The 23,301-nt window shown below is 68.1% G+C and carries 14 protein-coding genes and 1 pseudogene; 2 read left to right on the top strand and 13 right to left on the bottom strand.

What is annotated here, in order from left to right:
* Positions 1-84: 84 nt before the first annotated feature.
* From dxs to ngcE, 8 genes are all read right to left on the bottom strand, one after another.
* A complete protein-coding gene (dxs, locus tag ACIBAG_RS32300; protein ID WP_399109947.1) occupies positions 85-2,013 on the bottom strand; it encodes a 1-deoxy-D-xylulose-5-phosphate synthase in 1,929 nt (642 codons plus the stop codon).
* A gap of 245 nt (positions 2,014-2,258) precedes the next feature.
* Positions 2,259-3,608, bottom strand: coding sequence for a sugar ABC transporter permease (locus ACIBAG_RS32295; protein ID WP_399109946.1), 1,350 nt, complete (start codon positions 3,606-3,608; stop codon positions 2,259-2,261).
* A complete protein-coding gene (locus ACIBAG_RS32290) occupies positions 3,605-4,396 on the bottom strand; it encodes an ATP-binding cassette domain-containing protein (protein ID WP_399109944.1) in 792 nt (263 codons plus the stop codon). Before ACIBAG_RS32290 ends, ACIBAG_RS32295 begins: the two co-directional genes overlap by 4 nt.
* A 243-nt stretch (positions 4,397-4,639) precedes the next feature.
* The gene (locus tag ACIBAG_RS32285; RefSeq protein ID WP_399109943.1) at positions 4,640-5,734 is read right to left on the bottom strand and encodes a sugar ABC transporter substrate-binding protein; all 1,095 of its coding nucleotides are present in this window, start codon (positions 5,732-5,734) and stop codon (positions 4,640-4,642) included.
* Positions 5,735-5,857: 123 nt separating this feature from the next.
* Positions 5,858-7,057, bottom strand: a complete 1,200-nt coding sequence (locus tag ACIBAG_RS32280) for an ROK family transcriptional regulator (protein ID WP_399110222.1) — start codon at positions 7,055-7,057, stop codon at positions 5,858-5,860.
* Between the two features lie 194 nt (positions 7,058-7,251).
* A complete protein-coding gene (locus tag ACIBAG_RS32275; RefSeq protein WP_399109941.1) occupies positions 7,252-8,178 on the bottom strand; it encodes a carbohydrate ABC transporter permease in 927 nt (308 codons plus the stop codon).
* Between the two features lie 22 nt (positions 8,179-8,200).
* Entirely contained in the window at positions 8,201-9,220 is a 1,020-nt protein-coding gene (locus ACIBAG_RS32270) for a carbohydrate ABC transporter permease (RefSeq protein ID WP_399109940.1), read from the bottom strand.
* A gap of 47 nt (positions 9,221-9,267) precedes the next feature.
* The gene (ngcE, locus tag ACIBAG_RS32265) at positions 9,268-10,722 is read right to left on the bottom strand and encodes an N-acetylglucosamine/diacetylchitobiose ABC transporter substrate-binding protein (RefSeq protein WP_399109939.1); all 1,455 of its coding nucleotides are present in this window, start codon (positions 10,720-10,722) and stop codon (positions 9,268-9,270) included.
* A gap of 354 nt (positions 10,723-11,076) precedes the next feature.
* Between ngcE and ACIBAG_RS32260 the strand changes: the two are divergent.
* Both ACIBAG_RS32260 and ACIBAG_RS32255 read left to right on the top strand, forming a co-directional pair.
* Positions 11,077-14,880: pseudogene (locus tag ACIBAG_RS32260) on the top strand (GH92 family glycosyl hydrolase).
* 38 nt (positions 14,881-14,918) lie between these two features.
* Positions 14,919-16,910: an alpha-glucuronidase gene (locus tag ACIBAG_RS32255; protein ID WP_399109937.1), complete on the top strand. Its 1,992-nt coding sequence runs from the start codon at positions 14,919-14,921 to the stop codon at positions 16,908-16,910.
* Between the two features lie 20 nt (positions 16,911-16,930).
* On the opposite strand, the gene ACIBAG_RS32250 is transcribed toward ACIBAG_RS32255, so the two are convergent.
* The 5 genes from ACIBAG_RS32250 to ACIBAG_RS32230 form a co-directional block, all read right to left on the bottom strand.
* A complete protein-coding gene (locus ACIBAG_RS32250) occupies positions 16,931-18,955 on the bottom strand; it encodes a beta-galactosidase (RefSeq protein WP_399109936.1) in 2,025 nt (674 codons plus the stop codon).
* On the bottom strand, positions 18,952-19,635 hold the full coding sequence (locus tag ACIBAG_RS32245) for a hypothetical protein (RefSeq protein ID WP_399109935.1): 684 nt from the start codon (positions 19,633-19,635) through the stop codon (positions 18,952-18,954). Before ACIBAG_RS32245 ends, ACIBAG_RS32250 begins: the two co-directional genes overlap by 4 nt.
* Before the next feature lie 31 nt (positions 19,636-19,666).
* Positions 19,667-21,322 carry an extracellular solute-binding protein gene (locus ACIBAG_RS32240; protein WP_399109933.1) on the bottom strand — a complete coding sequence of 552 codons (1,656 nt, stop codon included), beginning with the start codon at positions 21,320-21,322 and terminating at the stop codon, positions 19,667-19,669.
* Between the two features lie 87 nt (positions 21,323-21,409).
* Entirely contained in the window at positions 21,410-22,282 is an 873-nt protein-coding gene (locus ACIBAG_RS32235) for a carbohydrate ABC transporter permease (protein ID WP_399109931.1), read from the bottom strand.
* Complete coding sequence (locus tag ACIBAG_RS32230) at positions 22,276-23,268, bottom strand: ABC transporter permease (protein WP_399109929.1); 993 nt, start codon at positions 23,266-23,268, stop codon at positions 22,276-22,278. The genes ACIBAG_RS32235 and ACIBAG_RS32230 overlap by 7 nt, the downstream gene beginning before the upstream one ends.
* Between the last annotated feature and the right edge of the window lie 33 nt (positions 23,269-23,301).

Here is a 23,301-nt window from a genome sequence, read left to right as displayed (position 1 = left end):
CACACAGATGGGCCGGTTTCGCCACCAGCATGAGTGGCGAACCGGCCCATCCGGCCCTACCGGTGTTGTGGGTTCCCGGCCGGGTCAGTCCCGGGCGGGCTCCACCGAGTCGACCTCGGCGGCCGTACGGTCGAACCGGCCGTCCAGCCTGGCGACCAGTCCGGTGACCTGACGGGCGATGTCGGGGGCGGTGAGGCCGATCTCGGCCATCACCTCGGCGCGGGAGGCGTGGTCGAGGAAGCGCGGCGGGATGCCGAAGTCACGCAGCGGGACGTCGACGCCCGCGTCGCGCAGGGCCTGTGCGACCGCCGAGCCGACACCGCCGACGCGGCTGTTGTCCTCGACGGTGACGACCACCCGGTGCCGCTCGGCGAGCGGGGCCATGGCCTCGTCGACGGGCTTGACCCAGCGCGGGTCGACGACGGTGGTGGAGATGCCCTGCTTGTCGAGGAGCGAGGCGATCTCCAGGCACATGGGGGCCAGCGCTCCGACGGAGACGAGGAGCACGTCGGGGGTGTCGGTGCCCGGCTCGCGCAGCACGTCCATGCCGCCGACGCGGCCCACGGCGGGTACGGCGGGGCCGACGGCGCCCTTGGAGAAGCGGACGACGGTCGGCGCGTCCTTGACCTCGACGGCCTCGCGCAGCTGCGCCCGCACCTGGTCGGCGTCGCGCGGGGCGGCCAGCCGCAGCCCGGGCACGACCTGGAGGATCGACATGTCCCACATGCCGTTGTGGGAGGCGCCGTCGGTGCCGGTGATGCCGGCGCGGTCGAGCACGAAGGTGACACCGCACTTGTGCAGCGCGACGTCCATGAGGACCTGGTCGAAGGCACGGTTCAGGAAGGTCGCGTAGACGGCGAAGACGGGGTGCACGCCGCCCGTCGCCAGGCCCGCCGCGGAGACGGCGCCGTGCTGCTCGGCGATGCCGACGTCGTAGACGCGCTCGGGGAACCGCTTGGCGAACTTCTCCAGGCCCACCGGCTGGAGCATGGCGGCCGTGATGGCGACGATGTCCTCGCGCTCCTGGCCGAGCTTGACCATCTCGTCGCCGAACACGGACGTCCAGTCGGCGCCGCTGCTGGCGATCGGCAGTCCGGTGTCGGGGTGGATCTTGCCGACGGCGTGGAAGCGGTCAGCCTCGTCCTGGAGGGCGGGCTGGTAGCCGCGGCCCTTCTCGGTGAGGCAGTGCACGATGACCGGCCCGCCGAAGCGCTTGGCCCGCGCGAGCGCCGACTCCAGCGCCTCGATGTCGTGCCCGTCGATCGGCCCGACGTACTTCAGCCCGAGGTCCTCGAACATGCCCTGCGGCGCGATGAAGTCCTTGAGGCCCTTCTTCGCGCCGTGCAGCGTCTCGTAGAGCGGCTTGCCGACGACGGGCGTGCGGTCGAGGATCTCCTTCGTGCGGGCGAGGAAGCGCTCGTAGCCGTCGGTCGTCCGCAGCGTCGCCAGATGATTGGCCAGACCGCCGATGGTCGGTGCGTACGACCGCTCGTTGTCGTTGACGACGATGACGAGGGGGCGGTCCTTGGCCTCGGCGATGTTGTTGAGCGCCTCCCAGGCCATGCCGCCGGTCAGGGCGCCGTCGCCGATGACGGCCACGACATGGTCGTCGCGTTTGAGCAGCTGATTGGCTTTGGCGAGTCCGTCGGCCCACCCGAGGACCGTCGAGGCGTGGCTGTTCTCGATGACGTCGTGCTCGGACTCGGCCTGCGAGGGATACCCGGACAGACCGCCCTTCATCTTCAGCCTGCTGAAGTCCTGGCGGCCGGTGAGCAGCTTGTGCACATAGGACTGGTGACCGGTGTCCCACAGCACCTTGTCCCTGGGCGAGTCGAAGACCCGGTGCAGGGCGATGGTCAGCTCGACCACACCGAGGTTGGGGCCGAGGTGGCCGCCGGTCTTGGAAACCGCCTCGACGAGGAAGGTACGGATCTCCTCCGCCAGCTGATCCAGTTCCTCGGAGCTGAGCCGGTCCAGATCGCGCGGTCCCGTGATGCGGGTCAGCAGCGGCACCCGTGCCTCCTTGCAGTAGAGCTGTTCGAGCTGTTGCCGGGCTTGTCGAGTCTAATGTTCCGCTCAGGCGGAAGGTTCCCGGCCCGGGAGTCGTTCGTCACGCATTCGGCTCTACCCAGCAACACGCTGCACTACAACGCCGCAAGGGGCGCGGGGAACTGCGCGACCGGCCACAACGGACCGGCACCCGCAATCTCACCCGCGCCCCTACGGCGCTATGGCGCAACGGCGTTCCGAGCGGAGCGCTACGCGCGCCCCGCGGCCTTCTGGCTCCGACGCGAGACGGAGTCGATGACAACCGCACCCAGGAGCACCGCACCAGTGATCATGTACTGGATCGACGTGTTCATGTTCAGCAGGTCAAGACCCGTCTGAATCGACTGGATCACCAGCATGCCCAGCAGCGCCGACCACACGGACCCACGCCCGCCGAAGAGGCTGGTTCCACCGATGACGGCGGCCGCGATGGCGAGCATCAGGGTGTTGCCGCCACCGGCGGAGAGCGTCGCGCTCGCGGTCTGACCGGCGAAGAACATACCGCCGACCGCCGCGAAGCCGCCGGAGATGGCGAACACGGTGATCCGGATCATCGGCACGTTGATACCGGCACGGCGGGCGGCCTCGATGCCGCCGCCGACCGCGAAGACCTGGCGGCCGTAGGTCGTACGACGCAGCACGAAGTCCACGATCACCAGCGCCGCCAGGAAGATCACCAGCGCGTTGGAGACACCGGCCGCGTTGTTGAGCACGGCCGCGGCGACGAAGGACGCCACGCCGAGCGCGCCCACGCGCAGCAGGATCTCGCTGGTCGGCCGGAACGGCACCCCCGCGGCCTTGCGGCGGCGCTGCTCGTTGAAGTTGCCGACGAGGGTGAGCGCGACGGCGAGGCCGGCGAGCAGGTACGCGCCGATGATGGCCTGGTCCATGAAGAAGGAGCTCTGGCCGAGCAGATGGACCGGACCCGCCTCGGAGGGGATGTTGATCGTGCCGCTGTCGCCCAGCAGCCAGAGCATCAGACCGTTCCAGCCGAGGAAGCCGGCCAGGGTGACGACGAAGGCCGGTACGCCGATCCTGGCGAAGAACCAGCCGTGCAGCGCGCCGATGGCGATGCCCGTGAGGACCGCGAGGACCAGCGACAACCAGGCGTTCATCCCCTGGTTCACCACGAACACGGCGAACAGGGTGGAGGCCAGACCGCTGACCGAGCCCACCGACAGGTCGATCTCGCCGAGCAGCAGGACGAATACCAGGCCGATGGCGAGCATGCCGGTGGCCGACAGGAAGTAGCTGATGTTCGAAAGGTTGTCGGCGCTCAGGAAGCGGTCGTTCTGCAGCTGGAAGATCGTCCAGATGACGATCAGGCCGATGACCACCGGCAGCGAGCCCAGCTCGCCGCCCTTCACCTTGCGCTTGAACTCGGTGAGGTAGCCCTTGAAGCCCTCCTCGCGGACCAGCAGACGCGGGTCGACGACGGTGACCGGCGCGGCCGTGGGGTCGTCGGCGGGAGCGACGGTGGTCTGGCCCTCTGCCGCGCCCGCGCCGACCTTCGCGGTCTCGGCGGAATCGGTCTTCACGGTTTTCGACGTGTCGCTCACTTTGACGCCTCCGTGGTGCGCCGCTCCGCGCGACGGGTCACGGCGTTGTCCGTGGCACCCGTGATGGCGGCGATGATCTCTTCGTGGCTGGTGTCCTTCACGGGGAAGGAGCCGTTGTTCTTGCCCAGGCGCAGCACGGCGACAGTGTCGGCGACCGCCTTGACATCGGCCATGTTGTGGCTGATGAGGATGACGGCGAGGTCGCGTTCGCGCAGCCGCTCGACCAGGTCGAGGACCTGGGCGGTCTGCTCGACGCCGAGGGCGGCGGTGGGCTCGTCCAGGATGACGAGCTTGGGGTCGCCGATCAGGGCACGGGCGATGGCGACGACCTGACGCTGACCGCCGGAGAGGCTCGCGATCGGGATGCGCACGCTCGGGATCCGGATGGAGAGCGTCGACAGCAGCTCGCGGGCCTTCTTCTCCATCGTCACCTCGTCGATGACGCCTCGGTGCAGCAGTTCGCGGCCGAGGTAGAGGTTGCCCACCACGTCCAGGTTGTCGCAGAGCGCGAGGTCCTGGTAGACCGTCGCGATACCGAGGCCCTGTGCGTCGTGCGGCTTGTTGATCTTCACCGGGTCGCCCTGCCACTCGATGGCGCCGTCATCGATGGGGTGGACACCCGCGATCGTCTTGACCAGGGTGGACTTACCTGCGCCGTTGTCGCCCACCAGGGCGACCACTTCTCCGGCGTGGACCTCCAGATCGACATCGGTGAGTGCCTGCACCGCACCGAATCGCTTGGAGACTCCGCGCAACGCCAGCACGGGCGTAGCGGACACGTGAACCATCTCCTTCGCCGCCTGACCGGCGGGGATGCCGCGCTTGGGGTGTGCGCGGAGCGACGTGCGGGCCGGGGCCGGAGGCCGCGCCAACGCACGTGGTTTACAAAGCGAACAAGTTCCGTCCGACGCCCGCCCCGCAGCGGGGTCTGAAGGCGGGGCGGGCGTCGGAGGGGGTCTGTGGCACCGCTCGCGGGTCCGGGCCCGAGTCCCGCACCGGGGACTCGGACCGGGTTGCGTGCGGTGGCGCGACTACTCCAGGCCGGCGTCCTTGCACGCCTTGGCGAACTCGGCGGTGCAGATGTCGGCGACCGTGTACAGGCCGTCCTTGACGACCGTGTCCTTGATGTTCTCCTTGGTGACGGACACCGGAGTCAGCAGCTTGGCCTGCACCTTGTCGCCGGAGCCGCTGGTCACCGTGGTGTCGGCCAGGGACTTGATGTCCTTGCCCTGCAGCAGGTTGACGGCGAGCTCGGCGGCGGTGTCGGCCTCGGGCTTGTAGGCCTTGTAGACCGTGGAGGACTGAGTGCCGGCGACGATCCGCTGGATGGCGGCCAGTTCGGCGTCCTGACCGGTCAGCGGGATGCCGCTGATCTTCGCGCCCTTGAGGGTGTTGGCGATGCCACCGGCCATGCCGTCGTTGGCGGCGTAGACGCCCGCGATGTTCTTGGCGCCCAGCTGCGTGATCGCCGCGGACATCTTCTGGGCGGCGACGGTGTCCTTCCACAGGCCGGACTGCTCGTAGGCGATGTCGACCTTGCCGTCGAGGGCCTTGTGGGCGCCTTCCTTGAACTGGCCGGCGTTCGGGTCGGCGTCGTCACCGTTGATCATGACGACCTTGGACTTGGGGGTCGCCTTGTCGCCGAGCGCCTCGAGCAGGGCCTGGCCCTGGAGCTCGCCGACCTTGACGTTGTCGAAGGAGACGTAGGCCGAGACCGGGCCCTGGGCGAGGCGGTCGTACGCGATGACCTTGACGCCCTTGTCCACCGCGGACTGGATGGAGGACTTGATGGCGGCGGAGTCCTGGGCGGAGATCACGATGACCTTCACGCCCTTGGTCACCATGCTGCTCATCTGCTGGGCCTGCTTGGCCGGGTCGGCAGCGGCGTTCGCGTACTGGACGTCACAGTCGGAGCAGAGTTCCTTGACCTTGTCCTGGAAGTACGGCCGGTCGAACTTCTCGTAGCGCGCGGTGACGTTGTCGGGGAGCAGCAGGCCGATGGACTTGCTGTCCGAGGTGCTGCCGGAGTCGTCCTTGTCGTCGCCCGCCTTGCCGCACGCGGCAATCGACAGTGCCACGGAGACGGCGGTGGCGCCGATCACGACTCTACGCATCGTTGCGTTCATGTGGGTTGTGCCTCCCTGACAGGGCCGCAACGCTGCGGCCGAGGTGGCTGGAAGTCAACTCGGCCACACGTGCGACGTCAAGAAGTAAATCCTTAACGGGTTGGCAACGGTGCCATCCGTTCTCTAAGTGAAGGCAGGCGCAGCCGTGTGCAGCGTGCTGTCCAAAAGGGTTGAATCGCCCATCTCACTGAGCGCCAGCGCGAGCGCTCCCAGCACCTCCGCACGACCGCCAAGTGCCCCGGGAAGAACGGACAGTTGGCGCGCCGCGCTGGGGATGGCGTAGCGGCCGACCGACTCCCGGATCGGCCCGAGAACCAGCTCACCGGCCTCGGCGAGATCGCCACCGAGGACCACACGGCTCGGGTTCAGGAGATTGCAGAGATTGGCGACTCCACTGCCGATGTGGCGGCCGACGTCGGCGATCACCCGACGGCAGCCCGGGTCTCCGTCCCTGGCCAGCCGTACGACTCCCTCCATGGTCAGATCGGTGCCGTGACTGGACTGGAGGAGCGGGAGCACATAGCGGGCGGCCGCGAAGGTCTCCAGGCAGCCCCGGTTTCCGCAGCGGCAGACCGGGCCGGATTCATCCAGGGTAATATGCCCGATTTCTCCTGCGGTGCCGCCGGGGCCCCGGTAGATCTTGCCGTCGATGACCAGGCCGGCGCCGACACCGCTGGCGACCTTGATGTAGGCCAGGTCTCTGACGCCTCTGCCGCTGCCCCAGACCATCTCGCCGAGGGCGCCCAGGTTGGCGTCGTTGTCCACGTGCACGGGCACGCCGAGCCGGCCGCGCAGCTCCTCGGCGGGCTTGGTGCCGGTCCAGCCGGGCAGGATGGCGGTCGAGCCGAGGGTGCCCGACTCGACGTCGATCGGGCCGGGGACGCCGAGACCGACCCCGGCGACCTTGGAGCGGTCCACGCCGGTCGCCGCGATCAGCCGGTTGACCAGCTCCTCGGCCCGGTCGAACCCTTGGGTCGAGGAGGCGTCGACGTCCAGCGGCTCGGACTCCTCGGCCAGTACCTGGTGGGCGAGGTTCCCCACCGCGACGCGCAGATGGGTGTGGCCGAAGTCGACCCCTATGACGATGCCGGCGTCCCCGCTCAGCGAGACGCTGCGGGCCCGGCGGCCACCCGCCGATGTGGGCGTGACCTCGACCGTTCCGCCGTCCTTGAGCTCCCGGACGATATTGGAGACCGTCGCCGCGGACAGACCCGTGGTCCTGGCGATCTCCGCCTGGGTGAGGGATCCGGCCAGCCGGACGGCCCGAACGACCCGCTCCAGGTTGGCTCGGTGCAGCGATGACTGCGACCCCGGAGTCTCCACGACGACCTCCTGCGCGCGGGGCCGCTTCGGTGAGGCCCCGTTCGTGTCCAACTAGTGAACTCTAAGCTGAGCCGTTCGGGTTGCCTCCCGTCAAGAGGTTGAACCGGATCCGGGAATGTGCACGCGCGCACGTGAGCCACCCCACGGCGGGGTGGCTCATCGTTGCCGCTGGGTGACTCGACGCTGACCGGCGCCTACTTCAGCGCGCCGGCGGTGAGGCCGGCCTGCACCTGGCGCTGGAAGACGGCGTACACGACGAGTACGGGGAGTGTCGCGATGGTCAGCCCGGCGAAGAGTCCCGACCAGTCACCCTTGTAGCCCTGGCTGACCGCGAGGGTCGCGAGGCCCTGGGTGAGCAGATAGCTGTCCGGGCTCTCGGTGTTGAGGGCCATCGGCAGGATGTACTGGTTCCACTGGCCGAGGAAGTTGAAGATCCCGATGCTGATCAGGCCCGGCTTGGCCATCGGCAGCATGACCTGGAAGAAGACCCTGCTGTGGGAGGCGCCGTCGATCATCGCCGCCTCCGCGATGGACCCCGGCAGCGTGCGGAAGAACGCCGTCATGAAGAAGGTCGTGAAGGGCAGCGAGTAGGCGATGTAGACGAGGATCAGGCCGTGCGGGGTGTTCAGCAGGGCCAGGTTCTTCAGGACGAAGAACAGCGGGACGATCGCCATGATCACCGGGAAGGTCATGCCGCCGACGAACAGGTAGTAGACGAACCGGTTGCCGGGGAAGTCGAAGCGCGCCAGGACATAGGCGGCCATGGACCCGAGCAGCATCGTGCCGAGCACCGACGGGACGACCACGACCAGTGAATTGACCGTGAACTGGCCGATGTTGGCCTTGGTCCAGGCGCGGGCGAAGGCGTCGAAGCTGATGCCGTCCGGCAGTGACCAGGGGCTGTCCAGGATCTGCCCCGAGGTCTTGAAGGCGCTCATGAAGGCCCAGAGGAGCGGGCCCGCGGCCATGACGGCCCACAGGACGAGGAAGGCCTGCGAGAACACGTTGAGCGTCCTGCCCTCGCCGCCGCCAGACTTCCCGGACCGGCCGACGGCGGTCGCCGGGCGGCCGGGATCCGCCTTCGACGGGGTGGCGATGTCGGTGGGTTCCGCGGTGGTCATCCTTGCGTTCTCCCCGCTCATCTCAGAATTCGAGCCGGTCACGGCGGCGTCCGATACTCAGCGCGAGCACCGCGAAGATCATGGTGACGATGAGCATCGCCACGCCCACGGCGGTGGCGTAGCCGGCCTGCCCGTCCCGGAAGGCCTTGTTGTACATGTACACCGGCAGGACGAGCGTCGAGTGGTCCGGCCCGCCCTGGTTGACCGTCATGATCATGACGTAGGCGAAGGAGGTCTCCAGCGCCATGATCCCCGCGTACACGTACGCGGTCTGGATGTTGTCCCTGATCAGCGGCAGGGTGACCCGGAAGAAGGTGGTGACCCGGCTCGCGCCGTCGAGGAGCGCGGCCTCGTAGATCTCCTTGGGGATCGAGCCCATCGCCGCGGAGAACAACACGATGTAGAAGCCGACGTTCGCCCACACCATCACGGCCAGCACACAGAGCAGGGCGATGCCGGGGTCGCCGAGCCAGTTCTGTTCCAGAAAGGAGAGCCCGAGGGCGTCCAGGACGCCGTTGAGCAGGCCGCCCTGCGGGTTGTAGATGTTGCCCCACAGGACCGCGACGATCGCGATCGACAGCACCTGGGGGAAGAAGTAGAGGATCTTGTACCCCTTCGAGCCCCGGACGCCGGTGGCCGCCTCACCGTGCTTGTGCCGGCCGCCGGCGCTGAGCATGAAGGCGAAGAACAGGCCCATCCCGATGGCGAGCACCGGCATGCCGATGAGGAGCACGAGGTTGTGCTGCAGCGACTTCCAGAACAGGTCGTCCTCGAACAACTTGCTGAAGTTGTCGAAGCCGACCATCGCGAAGTCGCTGCTGTAGCCCGTCCAGTCCGTCAATGCGTAGTAGAAGGTCTGGACGAACGGCGAGACGACCAGCACCGCGTACAGGGCCAGCGGTACCGCCAGGAACCCCACGATGAACCGGTACTTGACGAAGGTCCGATAGCGGGGCGAGGACTTGAAACCCCCCTGCCCGGCCGGCTTTCCCGGTGTGGGCCTCGCGGTGCCCTTGGTCACCACCCGGCTTTCAGTCGCCATACCCGCCCCGCTCCATGCTCGTACTCCTCTCGCCCCGAAGCGAGCACTCAGGCGTGCTTGTACTTCTTGATGGAGTCGTCCTTGGCCGTCTTGTCGGCGGCGGCCTGGATCTTCGTGATCGCCTCGTCGGGCTTCATCCGTCCGGCCATCATCTCGGCCAGCGCACCGCCGACGTCCTCCTTGTGCAGCGTCTGGTACCAGTCGGGCAGGCGCGGGTTCACCACGTTGTCGCCCGCGGCGTCGAGCGCCGCGCTCGACGAGGCCAGGCCGGGCGGCAGTGACATGCCCTCGGTCGCGCCCTGCACGCAGGTGAGGGACTTGACGAGCTTGGCGAAGTTCTGGGCGTGCTTCTTGCTGAGCATGATGCGCAGCAGCTCCATGCCGCCGTCGACGTTCTTCGCCTGCTGGGGGACGATGAACGGCTCACCGGCCTGGGCCCAGATGGTCTCGAAGGGCATCTTGTCGGAGGCGTCGAGGCTGGACGGCGGGGCCATCGTCATCTCGAAGTCCTTGGGCGTGGTCGGCGCGGCCTCGTTCTCCACCCACGAACCGTTGGGGATGAACACGGCCTTGCCCTTGGTCCACTGGGTCTGCGACTGGATGTGGTCCAGACCCGGGGTGCCCTTGAGGACGTATCCCTTGGCGGCGAGCTCGTAATACGCGTCGAACGCCTTCTTCACCGCGTCGTGCTTCCACGCATTGGGCTCCAGGTTGTCGATGCTCTTCATCACGTCCCACCCGCCGATCTTGGCGATGAACGGGTAGAGCGTGAACGGGATGTAGTACGGGTGTTTACCGGCGTACGTCCAGCCTGCGATGCCCTTCTTCTTCGCCTTCGCGCACAGGGCGAGCATCTCGTCCCAGGTCTTCGGATACTCCCAGCCATTGTCGTCCAGCAGCTTCTTGGAGTACCAGACTCCGAAAGTGGTGAAGGCGTAGTTCAGGCGATAACACTTGTCGTCGCCGTACTGGCCCATCTCGATGGTGCCGGGCACGAGGATGTCCCGGACCTTCTTGCCCGGATCGTCGAAGGACGGGGCGTCGAGCAGCGGGGTGAGGTCGGCGAGCTGATCCTTGGAGATCAGGGTCGCGGCGTCCATCGCCTTTGCTCCGGAGTTGTCGATCACGTCCGGCGGGTTGCCGCCGACCAGGCGGGGCTGAAGCAGGGGCTGGATGTCCTGAGTGGCCGTGAACTTGACCTTGCCGAAGGACCTCTCGTAGTCCTTTATCGCGTCCTCGACGTACTGGGTGCCGAAGCCGCCGTCGAAGATGACGGCCTCCATGGCCGCCTTCTCGTTGACGCCGAGCGGGTTCTGCTCGGTCTTCTCGCCCTTGTCGACCTTGTCACCGTCTCCGCCGCCGCTGGCGCAGGCGGACAGGAAGCTCATCGTGGGTACGGAGATCAGGCCGAGCGCGGCGGACCGCTTGATCAGATCGCGGCGTCCGACACCCGGTGTGCCCGCGCCGTTGTTCTCAGGGTTCTCGGCAGCAGTGGATCCCATGCTCAAGTCCTCGCCTTCTCCAGGACTCAGGCGGTGAACCGGATCCTCCCCGGCACCGCGATCGGGTCAAGCTGGGTTCGTGCAGGAAGTGCGGAATCATGTGAAGTGCCGACAGGTATAGTCCACTTCCCGCCAGCGGAGCAAGATCGAATGCAAGGTTGGCCATGGGTCTTTTCCGAGTTGAGACCTCGCGGAAATATGAGTGGCCTGAGTGCGGCTTGCCGGAAAAATCCGCGACATAGACCCCGAATGCCACAGCCAACACCCTTGACAAGACTTGGCACTTGAGCCACAACTGGTCCTTGCGCAGCGAAGTTGACAACGTTGTCCCGTGCGCAGGGAGGGTACCCGTTGATGCAGCAGAGAGCTCGGCACAGCTGGGGTACGGCGGTCGTGTCGGCGACCGCCTTTTGTTTGGCCGTGGGCTCGCCGGGCGTGGCGGTCGCCCTGCCCGAGGCACCTGCGGCGGCCGACCGGGAGTTCGCATCCTCGTTCGAGGCCGGCGACCCGGCACCCGACTGGCTCAACACGGTCGACACCGCGCCGGACGGCACCAAGCGCGCCTCGGGCGTCGACGGCGGCTACAGCAGCGGCATACCGGGCAATGTGACCGACCATGTCACGGACGTACGGGCCAACGGCGAGAACACCGGCGGCGGGGAGGTGAAGGAGAACCTCGTCGACGGGGAGTCGAGCAGCAAGTGGCTGGTCTTCGAGCCCACCGGGTGGGTGGAGTTCGACCTGGACAAACCAGAACGTATCGCGAAATACGCGCTCACCTCAGCCAATGACTACGCCGAGCGCGACCCACGGGACTGGACCCTGAAGGGTTCCACGGACGGCAAGGACTGGAAGACCCTCGACACCCGCTCCGGTGAGACGTTCGCCGAACGGTTCCAGACAAAGAAATACGACATCGCGGAACCGGCCGAGTATCAGCACTTCCGGCTGGAAGTCACCCGGAACAACGGCGCCTCCGACATCCTCCAGCTCGCCGACGTCCAGTTCTCCACGGGCGGCAGCGACGGCCCGGTCCCGCAGGACATGCTCTCCCTCGTCGACCGCGGCCCGAGCGGCTCCCCGACCGCCAAGGCGGGCGCCGGCTTCACCGGCAAGCGGGCGCTGCGCTACGCCGGCCGGCACACGGCGGACGGGCGGGCGTACTCGTACAACAAGATCTACGACGTGAATGTGGCCGTCGGCCGTCACACCCGCCTGTCCTACCGTGTCTTCCCGTCGATGGCGGACCGCGACCTCGACTACGACGCCACGAACGTCTCCGTCGACCTCGCCTTCACCGACGGCACCCACCTCAGCGACCTCGGCGCCACCGACCAGCACGGCTTCCCGCTGTCGCCGCGCGGGCAGGGCGCGGCCAAGGTGCTGTACGTCAACCAGTGGAACCACGTCGCCTCGCGGATCGGCTCGGTCGCGGCGGGCAAGACCGTCGACCGGATCCTCGTGGCGTACGACTCCCCCAGGGGCCCGGCGAAGTTCCGGGGCTGGCTGGACGACATCACGCTGAAGACCGTCGCGCCCGAGAGGCCGAAGGCCCACCCGTCCGACTACGCGCTCACCACCCGCGGCACCCTCTCCAGCGGCGGTTTCTCGCGCGGCAACAACTTCCCGGCGACGGCCGTGCCGCACGGCTTCAACTTCTGGACGCCGGTGACGAACGCGGGCTCGCTGAGCTGGCTGTACGACTACGCCCGCGCGAACAACGACGACAACCTGCCGACGATCCAGGCGTTCAGCGCCAGCCATGAGCCGAGCCCCTGGATGGGCGACCGGCAGACCTTCCAGGTGATGCCGTCGGCGGCCGCCGGCACCCCCGACACCGGGCGTGAGGCCCGCGAGCTCGCCTTCCGGCACGAGAACGAGACCGCGCGGCCGTACTACTACGGGGTGCGGTTCGAGAACGGGCTGAAGGCGGAGATGGCGCCGACCGACCACGCGGCGGTGCTGCGCTTCACCTATCCGGGTGACGACGCGAGCGTCCTCTTCGACAACGTGACGGACCAGGCGGGGCTCACGCTCGACAAGGAGAACGGGATCGTCACCGGCTACTCGGACGTGAAGTCCGGGCTGTCGACGGGTGCGACCCGGCTGTTCGTGTACGGCGTGTTCGACACGCCGGTGACCGAGGGCTCCGCCAGCGGAGTGAAGGGGCACCTGCGCTTCGACGCCGGTGACGACCGGACCGTCACCCTCCGCCTCGCCACCTCCCTCATCAGCGTCGACCAGGCGAAGGACAACCTGCGCCAGGAGATCCCCGACGGCACCTCCTTCGACACGGTGAAGTCTCGCGCCCAGCGCCAGTGGGACCGGCTGCTCGGCAAGGTCGAGGTGGAGGGCGCGACGCCGGAGCAGCTGACGACGCTGTACTCCAGCCTCTACCGGCTGTACCTGTACCCCAACTCCGGTTTCGAGAAGGTCGGTTCGACGTACCGGTACGCGTCGCCGTTCTCGCCGATGCCGAACCCCGACACCCCGACGCACACGGGCGCGAAGATCGTGGACGGAAAGGTATACGTCAACAACGGGTTCTGGGACACCTACCGGACGACGTGGCCGGCGTACTCGCTGCTCACCCCGAGCCAGGCGGGCGACATGGTCGACGGATTCGTGCAGCAGTACAAGGACGGCGGCTGGACCTCCCGCTGGTCGTCGCCCGGGTACGCCGACCTGATGACCGGCACCTCCTCGGACGTCGCCTTCGCGGACGCCTACGTCAAGGGCGTCGACTTCGACGCGAGGTCGGCGTACGACGCGGCCGTGAAGAACGCGACCGTCGTACCGCCGTCGTCGGGCGTGGGCCGCAAGGGCATGGCGACCTCACCCTTCCTCGGCTACACGAGCACCGAGACGCACGAGGGCCTGTCGTGGGCGCTGGAGGGCTACCTCAACGACTACGGCATCGCGCGGATGGGGCAGGCGCTGTACAAGAAGACCGGCGACAAGCGGTACAAGGAGGAGTCGGAGTACTTCCTCGACCGCGCCCGGGACTATGTGAACCTCTTCGACTCCAAGGCCGGCTTCTTCCAGGGCCGCGACGAGAAGGGCGACTGGCGGGTCGAGTCGTCGGAGTACGACCCGCGCGTGTGGGGCTACGACTACACGGAGACGAACGGGTGGGGGTACTCGTTCACCGCGCCGCAGGACAGCCGGGGCCTGGCGAACCTGTACGGCGGCCGCGGCGGTCTCGCCGACAAGCTCGACGAGTACTTCTCCACCCCGGAGACGGCCTCGCCCGACTTCGTCGGCTCCTACGGCGGGGTCATCCACGAGATGACGGAGGCCCGGGACGTCCGGATGGGCATGTACGGCCACTCCAACCAGGTCGCCCACCACGCGATCTACATGTACGACGCGGCCGGGCAGCCCTGGAAGGCGCAGAAGAACGTGCGTGAGGTGCTGTCGCGGCTGTACGTCGGCAGCGAGATCGGGCAGGGCTATCACGGCGACGAGGACAACGGCGAGCAGTCGGCCTGGTTCCTGTTCTCCGCGCTGGGCTTCTATCCGCTGGTGATGGGCAGTGGCGAGTACGCCATCGGCTCGCCCCTGTTCACCAAGGCGACCGTCTAGCTGGAGAACGGCCGGGAGCTGGTCGTCAAGGCGCCGAGGAACAGCGCCCGCAATGTGTACGTACAGGGCCTGAGGGTCAACGGCGTTCCGTGGAAGTCGACTGCGCTGCCGCACTCGCTGATCGCGAAGGGCGGCGTCCTGGAGTTCGACATGGGGCCGCGGCCCTCGTCGTGGGGCACCGGCAAGAACGCGGCGCCCGTGTCGATCACCCGGGACGACGAGGTGCCGACGCCTCGGGCGGACGTGCTGAAGGGTGACGGGGCGCTGTTCGACAACACCTCGGCGACCCAGGCGAGCGTCACTTCGGTGGATCTGCCGGTGGCCGAGAACGCCAAGGCCGTGCAGTACACGCTGACGTCGCCGTCGGACCGTACGAAGGCGCCGGCCGGCTGGAAGCTCCAGGGCTCGACGGACGGCACCACCTGGCAGACCCTCGACGAGCGCTCCGGGCAGTCCTTCACCTGGGACCGGCAGACACGGGCGTTCACCGTGGGGTCGCCGGGTACGTTCGGGAGGTACCGCCTGGTGCTCGACGGCGAGGCGGTGCTGTCGGAGGTCGAACTGCTCGCCTGAGCAGGCGAATTGGACGCATCGGGTGCATTGGGGGTCTCATGCGGGGTGTCGATCCGGCCTGGCTGCCGGACGAGGCGTTCCGGCCGATCGGCACCCGGCGGACCCTGATCCGCGGCTCGGGTCCGCTGGTGGACACGGTGCACGCGGAAGTGGCGCAGGCCTGCGCCCGGTTCGGTGGTCGCGTAGAGCGCGATACCGGACCGGGCGCGACGGCGTACGACCTGCTGCTCGACCTGAACGGCGACGCGGACCGGCTCGGCGACGAGGGGTACACGTACGCGCGCCGGGAGGGCCGGACGACCGTGAGCGCCCGGGGTCAGGCCGGTCTGCTGTACGGCCTGTTCCACGTCGTGCGGCTGGGCGAGCGGGCGTTCCACGGCGAGCGGCAGGTCGAGCGGCACCGTCCCGCGGCGGCTTTGCGGATGCTCGACCACTGGGACAACGTGGCCGTGCACCCGGTGATGGGCCAGGTGGAGCGCGGTTACGCCGGTGGGTCGCTGTTCTGGGCGGACGGCCGGGCGCGCGGCGAGCTGCTGGGGCGGGTGCGGGCGTACGGCAGGCTGCTGGCGGCCTGCGGGATCAACGCCGTGGCGGTCAACAACGTCAACGTGCACGAGACCGAGGCCGAGCTGCTCACGGACCGGATCGGTGAGGTCGCCGCGATCGCGGACGCGCTGCGGCCGTACGGCATCCGCGTGCATCTGTCGGTCACCTTCGCCGCGCCGATGGTGCTCGGCGGGCTGTCCACGGCCGATCCGCTGGACGAGTACGTGCGGGGCTGGTGGGCGGAGGCGACCTCGCGGGTGTACGAGGTGATCCCCGACTTCGGCGGGTACGTGGTCAAGGCCGACTCCGAGGGGCAGCCGGGGCCGTTCGCCTACGGCCGCAGCCACGCGGACGGCGCGAACATGCTGGCCGCCGCTCTGGAGCCGTACGGCGGCACGGTGCACTGGCGGGCGTTCGTCTACGACCACCGCCAGGACTGGCGGGACCGGACGACGGACCGGGCACGTGCGGCCTACGATCATTTCGTGCCGCTGGACGGGCAGTTCGCCCCGAATGCCGTCCTCCAGGTCAAGCACGGACCGATGGACTTCCAGGTGCGCGAGCCTGTCTCGCCGCTGATCGGCGCGATGCCGGGCACCCGGCTCGCGGTGGAGGTGCAGGCCACGCAGGAGTACACCGGGCAGCAGCGGCATGTGTGCTGGCTCGGGCCGATGTGGAGCAAGGTGCTGCGGTTCCGGCCCGCCGGAGGGCCGGAGGGTCCGTCCGTCGGGGAGTTGGCGCGCGGCGGCCTCGTCGCGGTGTCCAACGTCGGTGACGACCCGTTCTGGACCGGCCATCCGCTGGCCCAGGCGAACCTGTACACCTTCGGGCGGCTGGCCTGGCAGCCGGACGCGAACCCCTACCGGCTCCTGGGTGAGTGGATCAGGCTGACCTTCACGCCGGAGAAGACCGGGGAGAGCGCCCGGCTGGAGGCCGGGGTGTATGCGGTGCTGGCCGGCTCCTGGCAGACGTACGAGAAGTACACCGCGCCGCTCGGGGTGGGCTGGATGGTGCAGCCGGGTCACCATTACGGGCCGAGCGTCGACGGCTACGAGTACAGTCCGTGGGGCACCTACCACTTCGCCGACCGCGACGGCATCGGCGTCGACCGCAGCGTGGCGACGGGAACCGGGTATGCGGGCCAGTACGCAAAGGCGTGGGCCGAGGTGTTCGAGTCGCCGGAGACCTGTCCGGACGAGTTGCTGCTGTTCTTCCACCACGTGTCGTACGGCCATGTGCTTCGGAGTGGGAAGACGGTGATCCAGCACATATACGACACGCACTTCGAAGGCGTGGCGGAGGTGGCGGAGGCCCAGGAGGTGTGGGCCTCGTTGGCCGGGCTGGTGGACCCGGCGCGCCACGCACGGGTCACGGAACGGTTCGAAGAACAACTCCGCAGTGCCCGCGAGTGGCGCGATCAGATCAACAGCTACTTCTCGCGCAAGTCGGGTGTGGCCGACGCACATGGGCGACGCATCTACTGAATCGCTTCTACGGAACGCGTCTACTGAATGCGGAGGATGACCGTGCCGCGCGGGTCGAGTGTCAGCGGCTCGCCCTCCTCGACCCGCTTGCCGGTGAGCAGGTCGGTGGCGGTGGCGTGGGAGGTCAGGTGCGCCGGCTCGTGAGCGTGGTTGAGGAGGAACAGGAGGCGGGTGCCGTCGGGTGCCACTCGGGTCGCGGTCTCCAGGGCCGGCCGGTCGGCGTACGGGCCGAGCAGGTCATGGCGGGCCAGGATCCGGCGGACCACCGAGTCGACGCCGGGCTGGTCGAGGGCGGTGGCGACGTACCAGCCCTCTCCCCCGCTCTCCCCGAAGCGGTTGCGGGTCACCGCCGGGGTGCCCGCGTAGAAGTCGGCGCCGTAGGTGCCGACCGGCTCGGCACCACGCGGGAGCACGATCTCGAAGACCAGGCGCGCCTCACAGGTCGAGTCTCCCAGGTGGACGGGCTGTACGAAGTCCCGTGGCCGGGAGTCCCACTCGTCGACGCGGACGCCCATGAGCCGGGCGAGCGGGCCGGGGACATCGGCGAGGAAGGCGCGGTCGTGTTCGTCGACACGGCCGGAGAGGAACGTCGTGAGGACCGTTCCGCCGCGTGCGGCGACGGCTTCCAGGCGCCGCGCCAGGTCGCCCTTGACCATGTGCAGGGCAGGCGCGAGGACCATGTCGTACGCCGTGAGGTCGGCCGTGACCGGGACGACGTCCACGTCCGCCCCGGCCTCACGGGCCGCCCGGTAGTAGGCGTGGACCACCTCCTGGTACTTGACCAGCCGAGAAGGGCCGTCGGAGATCTCCAGGGCCCACCAGCTGTCCCAGTCGAAGAGGAGAGCGGTGCGGGCCGGGGTGCGCGCGCCAAGGGTTGCCTCGCCGAGCACTTCCAACTGCCGTCCCAGATCGGCGACTTCACGGAACACCCGGGTGTCGTCACGCCCGGCGTGGCCGATGACCGCGCCGTGGTACTTCTCGCAGGCGCCGCGGGAGGCGCGCAGCTGGAAGTAGAGGGCGGCGTCGGCGCCGTGCGCGATGGCCTGGAGGGTGGCGAGGCGGAGTTCGCCGGGGCGGCGCAGGGGGTTGACGTCACGGCAGGCGGTCGTGGACGGGGTCTGTTCCATCAGCCAGAAGGGGGCGCCGTCCTTGAGGCCGCGCATCAGGTCGTGGGCGAGGGCGGGCCAGGTGGGCGGGGCGTCGAGGGGCGGGTAGCTGTCCCAGGAGGCGAAGTCGAGGTGGGGCGCCCAGCGGTGGTAGTCGAGGGGGCGAAACATGCCCATGAAGTTGGTGGTGACGGGTGTGTCGGGGTCATGGGCGCGGATCACCTCCTTCTCGGCGAGGAAGCAGCCGAGGAGGGCGTCGGTGGTGAAGCGGAAGTAGTCCAGGGTGATGCCCTGGAAGGCGGTGTGGTCGGGGCCTCGCCAGTGCTCGGTGAGGGCGCTCGGCGGCTCGATCTCGGCGAAGTCGGTGTAGCGGTGGGACCAGAAGGTCGTCCACCAGGCGTCGTTGAGGGCGTCGAGGGTGCCGTACCTGTGCTGCAGCCATTCCCTGAATGCCGCGGCGCACAGGTCGCAGTAACAGGCGCCGCCGTACTCGTTGTTGATGTGCCAGGCCAGCAGTGCCGGGTGGTCCGCATAGCGTTCGGCGAGGCGGGACGCCATCGCCGTGGCGTGGTCGCGGTACGCCGGTGAGCTGGGGCAGAAGTTGTGGCGCTGGCCGTAGCGGTGGCGGCGGCCCTCGAAGTCGGTGCGGTTGACGTCCGGGTGTCTCCTGGCGAGCCAGGGTGGGAGGGCCGCCGTGCCGGTGGCCAGGCAGACCTGGCGGTTCTCCGTGGCGGCGCGGTCGAGGACGCGGTCGAGGATCGTGAAGTCGTAGGTCTCGGGGGCGGGTTGGGTGAGGGACCAGGAGAAGACGCCGACGGTGAGGGTGTCGATGCGGGCCCGTGCGAACAGGCGGTGGTCGTCGTCCCAGACCGGTTCCGGCCACTGCTCGGGGTTGTAGTCGCCGCCGTAGGGGATCTTCGGGGTGCGCGGCGCGGTCATGCCGTGAAGTCCTCCTGGGTCTCGGTGATCACCGGGCGGCCGCTGTGCAGCAGGGAGAGCAGCAGCGGGGCGGCCAGCAGGGCGGGCAGGGCCTCGGTCAGCAGGGCGGTGGACGCGGCCACCAGCAGGAGCAGGGAGGCGGCGCCGAGGGTGGCGCGGGGGTGCCGGAAGAGGAAGTACCCGGCGAGGCGGGCGGTGTCGCGGGCGCGGAACGTGAACAGCGAGGTGAGGACCAGGGCGTGCGCCCCCCACAGCAGGGAGCCGATACCGATCCCGCCGAGCAGCACCGCCCACCAGCCGGGCAGACCGGTGGCGGAGAAGTGGGTGAGGGTGAAGGCGATGACCGTCAGCCAGGCCAGCAGCGGCGTCCAGAGCTTCAGGGCGGGGAGGGCGTTGAGCCGCCAGCCACGGACGTAGGTGCGGGCCGGGTGCAGGTCGGTGAGATCGCCGGTGCGGTGGTGCAGGGCGTACAGGGCCGCGGAGAGTGCCGGGCCGAGCGGCAGCAGGCATCCGGCGGCGAGGGGCAGGTTGGCGGGGTCGGGACCGAGGAGGAGCAGGCCGGCGAGGCCGGGCGAGGCGGCGAGGAGCAGCAGCGCCTCCACGGTGACGAGGGTGTGGATCAGACCGGCGGCACGGGAGAGCGCTCCGGTGCCGAAGTCGGCCGTACGCGCGCCGCTCATGAGGGACCCTTCCGGCGGCTCGGGGCGCGGCTCACCCGTTCTCCTTCTCGAAGCGTTCGTAGGCCTTGTTGTGCAGGTCGACGAGCTGGTCCATGTTCTTCGCCTTCAGCTCGGCGACGAAGGCGTCCCATTCGGACAGCGGGCGTTTGCCGAGGACGAACTTGAGGGTGTTCTGGATGGCGTGGTCCTTGAGCGGGGTCTCCCAGAGCGTCGCCTGTTCCTGCTCGAAGGACTGCAGCGGGTGTGCCGGGTCGATGGGGAGTTGCTCGCGCTCGGCCATGGCGTCCTGGAACTTCTGCTCGTCCGGGCTGAAGTTGGAGGAGACCAGGGCCCAGCTGCCGCCGTAGGTGAAGACGCCGTTGAAGAAGCCGTAGTCCTTCTGGAGGTCCTTCGGGGCGTCCGGGTCGGAGCCCATGAGGGAGATGCCCGGCTCCAGCTCGTACTTGCCGCCGGACTCGGTGTAGGTGACGCCGGGGACGCCCCACTTGCAGAACTTCTGGCCCTCGTCGGAGTACCAGAGCCAGTCCACGAACTGCATCATCGCGACGAAGCTGTCGCTCTTGAGGGCTTTGCTGGAGATCATGACGCCGTTCTCCAGCCGCGCCCCGCCGATCACCACCGGACCCGCCGGGCCGAGCGGTACCGGCACCATCTCGATCTGCGCGCCCTTGACCTGCTTCTGCAGGTTGTAGCGGTAGTTCTGCACCAGCTCCTGCGGGTTGGCGCTGATGGCATAGGACTTCTCGGCCAGCAGTTTCTGCACCGCCTGGTCGTCCTGCTGGGTGAAGCTCTCCGGGTCCAGCAGCTTCTCGGCGACCAGCTTCCTCAGGTACTCGATCATCTGGCGGTAGCCGTCCTGGGTGGCGGTGAAGACGAACTTCCGCGTCCTGCTGTCGAAGCTGATGTTGTCGTACGTCCAGCCCGCCTTGACCCCGTACGCCTGGCCGAGGTAGCTGAACAACGCGCCGCAGGGGAACGGGGTGTTGGTGCTCCAGCGGTCGGTCCAGGGGTATTTCTGGGGGTACTCGGCCTTGAGCGCCTTCAGGACGTCGTACACCTCGTCCCAGGTGGTGGGCAGAGCGAGGCCGTGCTTGTCGAGGACGTCCGTGCGGAAGGACAGCGAGTAGCCGGGCTTGACCTTCTCGTGCAGGCCGGGCAGCAGGTAGTACTTGCCGTCGGACTGGCGGATGGAGTCGAGCTCGGGCTCGAGCTTCCATCTCCTCACCTTGTCCTGGTAGTTGGGCATGAGGTGCACGTAGTCGCTGACCGGGAGGATCGCGCCGGACGACACGAACGCGACCTCGGAGGGGTGGTACGTCTTGGGGATCAGGAAGGGGGCGTCACCCGCGCCGATGAGGACGCTGCGCTTCTTCTCGTAGTCGGCCAGCGGGACGTCGACCGGCTTGATGGTGACGCCCGTGCGCTTGGTGACCTCCGTCCAGAACAGCCAGTCGCTCTTCAGCGGGTAGACGGGGTTGTTGTTGTGCAGCATCGAGAAGGAGAGCGGCTTGGCGGCCTTGAACTGCTGTCCGGCGCGGTACTCCTTCATCGCGCCGTTCTGCTTCTTCGACAGGTCCTTGGAGTCGCCTCCGTCGTCACCGCTGCCGCAGCCCGTGAGGGTTGCCAGACCGATGAACCCGGCGGCGGACAGGATCTGACGACGCGACAGCTGTCCTGAGTTCTCCACGGATACTCCCTTGTCCCGTAAGTGAGTTGACGGACCTGTTCCGTAAGCGAGGTGACGGAGCTGTTCCGTAAGCGAGGTGACGGAGCGTCAGCCCTTGACGGCGCCGAGCATCACGCCCGAGACGAAGTAGCGCTGGACGAACGGGTACACGCACAGGATCGGCAGCGCGGTGAGCACGATCGTGACCGCCTGGATGTTCGCCCCGACCTGGCTCAGCTGCTCAGTGCCGGCACCGGCGTTGGTGCCTCCGGTGGCGCCCTGGATGAGGTTGCGCAGATAGACGGTGACCGGCATCAGATCGGTGCGGTCCATGTAGAGGAACGCGCTGAACCAGGAGTTCCAGAACGACACCGAGTAGAAGAGCACCATCGTCGCGACGACCGCCTTGGACAGCGGCAGCACGATCCGCAGCAGGATGCCGTAGGTGCTCAGCCCGTCGATCTGCGCGGCCTCCTCCAGTTCGGTCGGCAGGTTCTCGAAGAAGGCCTTCATCACCAGCAGGTTGAAGACGCTGATCGCGTTGGGGAGGGCGATCGCCCACACACTGTTCTTCAGGCCGAGACTGGTGATGAGCACATAGTTCGGGATCAGGCCGCCGGTGAAGAACATGGTGAACACGGCGATGCCGACGAGCGCGGTACGGCCCTTGAGGTGCTTTTTCGACAGGACGTAGGCGTAACAGGTCGTCAGCACCATGGCGACGGCGGTCGCCACGACCGTGTAGAGCACGGTGTTGCCGTAGTTGCGCCAGAACATGGAGTCCTGGAACACGATCTCGTACGTGGTGAGGTTGAACCCTTTGGGCCACAGGGTCACTTCACCGGCGCGGATCTGGCGTTCCCCGCTGAAGGACCGGGCGAGGATGTTGAGGAAGGGGTACAGGGTGACGACCACGACGAGGGTGAGGATCACCCCGTTGACGCCCTGGAAGACGCGGTAGGAACGGCTCGGCTTCACCACAGGCTGGTCCCCACTGTGCGGCGCGAGAGCTGGTTGGCGGACGTGATCAGCACCAGGCCGATGATCGCCTCGAACAGGCCGATGGCGGCGGCGTAGCTGAAGCTGTTGGACTCGACGCCGGTCCGGTAGACGTAGGTGGAGATCACGTCGGAGGTCTGGTACGTCAGCGGGTTGTACAGCAACAGGACCTTCTCGAAGCCGACGGCCAGGAAGGTGCCGACGTTGAGGATCAGCAGCGTGATCATGGTGGGCCGGATGCCGGGCAGGGTGACGTGCCAGATCTGCTGCCAGCGGTTGGCGCCGTCGATTCGGGCGGCCTCGTAGAGGTCCTCGTCGATGGTGGTGAGCGCGGCGAGGTAGAGGATCGTGCCCCAGCCGGCGGTCTGCCAGATCTCGGAGCCGACGTAGACGGTGCGGAACCACTCGGGCTCCTGGATGAACCGGATCGGGTCGTGCCCGAACCAGCCCAGCACATGGTTGACCGGGCCGTCCGTGGCGAGCATCTGCATGGTGATGCCCGCCACGATCACGATCGACAGGAAGTGCGGCAGATACGACACCGACTGCACGAATCGTTTCAGCGCACGTCGGCGTACCTCGTTGAGCAGCAGCGCCAGCACGATCGGGACGGGGAAGCAGAAGACGAGCGTCAGTCCGCCGAGCCACAGGGTGTTGCGGAACACCTGCCAGAAGGTGGGGTCGCTCAGGAACATCTCGACATAGCGCAGGCCCACCCACTCCTCGCCGAACATCGACCCGCCCGGCTCGAAGCGCCGGAAGGCGATGACGTTGCCGATCATCGGCAGATAGCGGAAGACCAGGAAGAACAGCAGTGGCAGCAGGGCGAGCGAGTACAGCTGCCAGTCCCGGCGCAGTGCCCGCCGCCAGCCCGTGCGCGTCGGCAGCCGCCTGCGGCGGGGCGGGGCTTTCGCCGGCGGCGGCTGGTGTGTGCCGGGCGGTGGAGCCGATGTGGTGGAGGTGCTCATGCAGGGGGCCTCCCGGTGGCACCGAAAGTTTCG

The sequence above is a fragment of the Streptomyces sp. NPDC051243 genome (assembly GCF_044455405.1).
Classification (GTDB): domain Bacteria; phylum Actinomycetota; class Actinomycetes; order Streptomycetales; family Streptomycetaceae; genus Streptomyces.
This window is presented reverse-complemented; position numbering and strand designations above follow the sequence as displayed.